Genomic DNA, 4,982 nt, shown 5'->3' on the forward strand with positions numbered 1-4,982 from the left:
GAAACCGATGCAGCAAGTGCAACCATGTCTACTGGAGTATTTTTTTGAGGTGGTGGGATATATTCTTCCCCAGCTTTTAATGCTCTCATTTGTAAAAAACTTGGACAATCCAACAGCTTTTGCTGATGTTGCATCATGTCCGTACCACATTTATTTTTGACATTCATATGAAAAACAATTTGATCTTCTTCAATCACATTTAAGACTGCAGTTCGAGACTTGTAATCAAAGTTTTGAAAAGCCTCAACAGAATCACAGGCTATGTTTTTCACATTCTGTTCACTCTTTACAGAAAGTTTTTTATTTTCATTTTCAAGCCAGCATGTATAAAAGCGAGTATTTGGATACTGATCCAGAATCGTAAGCTCTACCTTTTCTCTTTGAAGTATGGGTTGATACTTCGCTTCTAAATCGGCAAATCTACCTGATTAAAGCTGTTGACGTGTTTGGTCTTCAAGTTGCATCATTTCATATTTGGGATAACCCCAAAATACCCCAAGCCAATCACGGCAATAAGTACCAGCATAATAGGCATATTGATCACCCGTCCTGTTTTTAGTTGTTTTATTCATCAGTATATTTTTCTGAGATATTAGAATACTTTTTGAACGATAGATATCTGTTTTTAAGGTTTATTTTTAAAACTTTTACTTTTTAATTACTGCTAAAGAATGATTTTTCCTGATCTAATTTTTAATATTTGTCATTGCTCATGATCGATCTTAAGGGTTGCAAACTCAACTGGAGCTTAACCTTATTTCTCTGAACCCTTAATTCAGAAAGGCATCCCTGTATTTGAGATGATCAAAAACCGAAGAATAGCCGTAAAAGCTACTGTTTTTTTGTATCTAACTCCATATCCAATTTATTTAGAGGTATTTTTCGAGTACACTAAGATCAACTTTTTACATGCTTTTTCTTTCGATGTGAGATCGAAGAATCAGCCTTCATGCCTTTGAAAATTCGCGTGGCCAACAACTGTATATGAATCAAAGAATCCATAATATGATGGAACCTACTCCACACATCCGTGTACTGGATGAATGGCAGGAGACGATTCCTGAGGATCTTTACATTCCTCCTTCAGCGTTTGAAATCCTGTTAGAGCATTTCGAAGGCCCGCTCGACTTTTTAATTTACCTGATCCAAAAAAATGGCTTTGACTTGCTGCAAGTCGACATTGCGCCGATTGCTGCCCAATACTTGTCCTATATGGATGCGATGAAGTCACTCAATATTGAGCTGACCGCAGACTATATGGTAATGGCGGCATTATTAGCGGACCTCAAATCCCGCTTACTTCTTCCAAAACCCAAAAGTATTTCTGCGACGGAACAAGATCCGAAACAGGAATTGATTGATCGTCTGGAAAATTATTTACGCATTAAACAGGCCGCAGAACGTCTGAACCAAATGAGTGTGCTTGAACGTGATACGTTTGAGACCAATGTCAGCCTGGGCGAGTTCATTCAATCGAATGAAGGTCACAACGTCGATCTGCTACGTGATGCCCTGCTGTGTATCTTTAACCGTCCTGAGCCGGTGATTCATCAGGTGCAACAGGAACCGGTGCTACTTGAAGAACGCATTGCCTATATTGAAAGCTGCCTGGAAACTGGTGAAGTGCTTTCTTTTGCAGATCTACTCAAACCAAGCCAGGGCCGGATGGGTATGGTCGTCACCTTCATGGCGGTTCTGGAACTGACACGTCAACAAAAAATTCAGATTATTGCTACAGGCGTTGAAGCCCCGCTCGCAATTCAGGGAGCACCTTTATGACCATTGACCACAGCTCAGTGCTTACAGCGGAAGATAATCTGCATGATGTGTTAATGCAGCTGGAAGCGATTATCTTTGCAAGTGATTCAGCAGTGTCTCTGGCACGTCTAAAAGAAGCTTTTCAGGATCGATATACCAAGCAGGAATTACGTCAGTACCTACAGCAACTGTCTATGCTGATGCATGGTCGCTCAATTGAACTGATTGAAACTGCTCAAGGTTTCCGTTTTCAAGTACGTGCGAAGTATCGTAATATTATTGCTCAGACATGGCCCGAGCGACCAGCGCGCTTGTCTCCTTCATTACTTGAAACTTTGGCCGTAATTGCCTATCACCAGCCGGTGACCCGGGCAGATATAGAACAAATTCGTGGTGTCACAAATAACAGTCAGATTTTGCGTTCGCTGTTTGACTGGAACTGGATTAAAGAATCTGGTTTTCGTGAACTCCCTGGAAGACCTGCGTTGTTAGTGACAACGCCACAATTTTTAAATGCGTTTGGCTTAACCAGTTTAGGCCAATTGCCTCCCCTGCAGGATGCCAAGGAAGCTTTTATGGCCCTCGATGCAAATGCACCGAAGTCATAAATAGGTGAACTGTTGATAATTATTTCTAAGGTTATGCTGTCATGAGTGAAAAATTGCAAAAGGTGCTTGCACGTGTTGGTTTGGGTTCTCGCCGTTATATGGAAGAAGTCATTGCCGCTGGTCGTGTAAGTGTGAATGGGCAAGTTGCCCAAGTGGGTGAGCGTATCGAACCAGGTGATGAGCTTCGCATCGATGGTCGTAAGGTACAATTCCAGATTGAGGACGAAATCCGTCGTCGCGTACTGATTTACTATAAGCCTGAAGGCGAAATCTGTTCACGCAACGATCCTGAACAACGTCCGACTGTATTTGATAACCTGCCTGCGATCCAAGGCGATCGTTGGGTGATGGTGGGCCGTCTGGATATTAACTCAACTGGCCTGTTACTTTTCACAAATGACGGTGAACTGGCGAACCGTCTGATGCACCCTTCCAATGAAATCGAACGTGAATATGCAGTTCGTGTCATGGGTGAGGTAACGCCTGAGCTGAAAAATAACATGCTCAAAGGCGTCGTACTGGATGATGGTCCGGCAAAATTCGAATCATTCTCTGAACTGGGCGGCGACGGTATCAACCGCTGGTATCAGGTGGTGGTGAAAGAAGGACGTAACCGTGAAGTACGTCGTATCTTTGAATCCCAAGGTCTGAAAGTCAGCCGTCTGTTACGTACCCGTTATGGCACAGTAATTCTGCCACGCGAACTGCGTACTGGTCGCTGGATTGAACTGGACAAACAGGACATCGATAACCTGGCAAAAGCTGTTGAGCTTAAACCACGTCAAGGTACTGGCTTGTACGGCATGGCAAAACGCCGTTCTGAGCGTATGCAGGAAAAGCCTATGGCAGCACGCCGTGGTGGTTTCCTGCGTCAACAGCGCCGTGACAGTGATGAACCGGCAGCGAATACTGGCCGTGAACGTCGTGAAGGTGGTTTTGGCCGTCGTGACAATAATCAAGCCGGCTCACAGTTTGGTCGTCGTGAAAACCAGAATGGTACTCAGTTTGTACGCCGTGACAATCGTCCCGAATCAGGTTTTGGCCGACGTGAAGAACGTGATGAAAACACATCACGTCGTCCTTATGGCGTGAACAAAGGCTTTAACAAGTTCTAAGCCTTTGCTAAGATAAAAACCAGGCAGTTGCCTGGTTTTTTTAGCTCTAAAAATAACAATATGAAAAGATCCTTCTACTGTCGAAGCTCATTGCATCCATTTCTATTCTTAACTTATATCTTGATAAGTTATCTACTTTTTCAATTCAGCTATTATCTGCGAATCACTGATCAGGACTGGAACTTTAAGCTTGCAATACTAAGTCAGTGGTTCTCGGCTGTTTTTTATCAACCTGCTCAATATACTGATCACTACATCAGTATTATCATCTTGACCATAATGATGGCCTATTTGGCACTTTATGGAATCAGCAAGTTCAAGAAACTGGAGATAGACGCAGATCAAATTTATTGGTCTTTGGGTCATATGAAAATCGGTCAAATCTTTCCACTGAATGCCAGCACTGAAATTCAGTGCATTTTAATTCCTCCACACAACCCCGACATTCATCTATTTAAACTTAAAACTGATCAGCAAGAATTTAATATTAACATGAGTGAGTTTTCAACTGAGGATCAACGAACCATCCAAATGTTATTAAAATCCTTGAAAATTCGTTGTTAAAAAAAATCCCGCTCAACTGGCGGGATTTTTCAAATCTTACATCTGGGACTGAATATAATTTTGCAGACCAATCAGCTCAATTAAACGTAGTTGCTTTTCAAGCCAGTAAGTATGATCTTCTTCTGTATCTGACATTTGCTGACGTAACATGTCACGCGTCACGTAGTCACCCTTCTCTTCACACAGTTTCACGCCTGTTGCCAGTTTTTGACGAACTTCATATTCCAGTTTCAGGTCGGCTTTCAGACAGCTCACCACATCTTCACCGATTTCTACCTCATCACGGGTCATGTTCGGTGTACCTTCCAGGAACAGAACACGGCGAATAATCGCATCCGCATGCTGTGCTTCTTCCTGCATTTCATGATCAATACGTTCAAAAATTTTGGTCAGGCCCCAATCTTCGTACATACGAGAGTGGATCAGGTATTGGTCGCGAGCAGCCAGTTCGCCACCGATCAACATATTCAAATAATCTACGACTTCTGGATTACCACGCATTTTTATAACTCCCTACCTTTATGAACTTATTATGGAGAAAATCTTCTGGATTTGCAAAATAAAATTTACGTAAATATATGATTTTTAAATAATTAAAATGAGAAGTACTTTCATTTACAGTTTTAGTTGAATAAATTCCCATTTATAAAACAATACCTTGCACTCAGTACTCAGCTTAGATGAACAAGATCAAAGTACTTTTATAATGTATTGGTTTTTTGTAACTAGATTCAAAATCATTGTGGCCTATATTCATTGAACTGCATGCGTATCAAATCAGAAACGCTGAGTGTATCGGCATCAAGTTATCATATAAGCAAAATTGAGCTTATTCATTGGTATAAACAAGCCAAATCTTCGTCATGCACCGACAAGCTCACTCATCCTCAGATGAAAATAAGCTTAAGCTGAAGTCCAACGTGCATTTCTCCATGCT

5 protein-coding genes and 1 pseudogene are annotated in these 4,982 nt (G+C 41.7%); 3 read left to right on the forward strand and 3 right to left on the reverse strand.

Annotation, left to right across the window (positions count from 1 at the left end; all coding sequences use genetic code 11):
- Both B4033_RS06240 and B4033_RS06245 read right to left on the reverse strand, forming a co-directional pair.
- Positions 1–272: pseudogene (locus tag B4033_RS06240) on the reverse strand (hypothetical protein); the annotation flags it as partial.
- A gap of 156 nt (positions 273–428) precedes the next feature.
- Entirely contained in the window at positions 429–572 is a 144-nt protein-coding gene (locus tag B4033_RS06245; RefSeq protein WP_286832723.1) for a hypothetical protein, read from the reverse strand.
- Between the two features lie 412 nt (positions 573–984).
- On the opposite strand from B4033_RS06245, the gene B4033_RS06250 reads away from it, so the two are divergent.
- Genes B4033_RS06250 through rluB form a run of 3 tightly spaced genes read left to right on the forward strand, consistent with a single transcriptional unit; the run spans position 985 to position 3,481 of the window.
- Complete coding sequence (locus B4033_RS06250; protein ID WP_286832724.1) at positions 985–1,779, forward strand: segregation and condensation protein A; 795 nt, start codon at positions 985–987, stop codon at positions 1,777–1,779.
- Complete coding sequence (scpB, locus tag B4033_RS06255) at positions 1,776–2,366, forward strand: SMC-Scp complex subunit ScpB (protein ID WP_076753141.1); 591 nt, start codon at positions 1,776–1,778, stop codon at positions 2,364–2,366. Before B4033_RS06250 ends, scpB begins: the two co-directional genes overlap by 4 nt.
- 41 nt (positions 2,367–2,407) lie before the next feature.
- Positions 2,408–3,481, forward strand: a complete 1,074-nt coding sequence (gene rluB / locus B4033_RS06260; RefSeq protein ID WP_076753140.1) for a 23S rRNA pseudouridine(2605) synthase RluB — start codon at positions 2,408–2,410, stop codon at positions 3,479–3,481.
- 600 nt (positions 3,482–4,081) lie between these two features.
- On the opposite strand, the gene ftn is transcribed toward rluB, so the two are convergent.
- Positions 4,082–4,546, reverse strand: a complete 465-nt coding sequence (gene ftn / locus B4033_RS06265) for a heteropolymeric bacterioferritin subunit Ftn (protein ID WP_048881145.1) — start codon at positions 4,544–4,546, stop codon at positions 4,082–4,084.
- Positions 4,547–4,982 lie beyond the last annotated feature (436 nt).

Source organism: Acinetobacter sp. UBA3132 (genome assembly GCF_002364825.1).
GTDB classification, from domain to species: Bacteria; Pseudomonadota; Gammaproteobacteria; order Pseudomonadales; family Moraxellaceae; genus Acinetobacter; species Acinetobacter schindleri.

What these genes read in the sequence shown, in the direction of transcription:
- B4033_RS06245 (WP_286832723.1), bottom strand. Translation starts at nt 572, where the DNA reads ATGAATAAAACAACTAAAAACAGGACGGGTGATCAATATGCCTATTAT.
- ftn (WP_048881145.1), bottom strand. Translation starts at nt 4,546, where the DNA reads ATGCGTGGTAATCCAGAAGTCGTAGATTATTTGAATATGTTGATCGGT.
- B4033_RS06250 (WP_286832724.1), top strand. Translation starts at nt 985, where the DNA reads ATGAATCAAAGAATCCATAATATGATGGAACCTACTCCACACATCCGT.
- rluB (WP_076753140.1), top strand. Translation starts at nt 2,408, where the DNA reads ATGAGTGAAAAATTGCAAAAGGTGCTTGCACGTGTTGGTTTGGGTTCT.
- scpB (WP_076753141.1), top strand. Translation starts at nt 1,776, where the DNA reads ATGACCATTGACCACAGCTCAGTGCTTACAGCGGAAGATAATCTGCAT.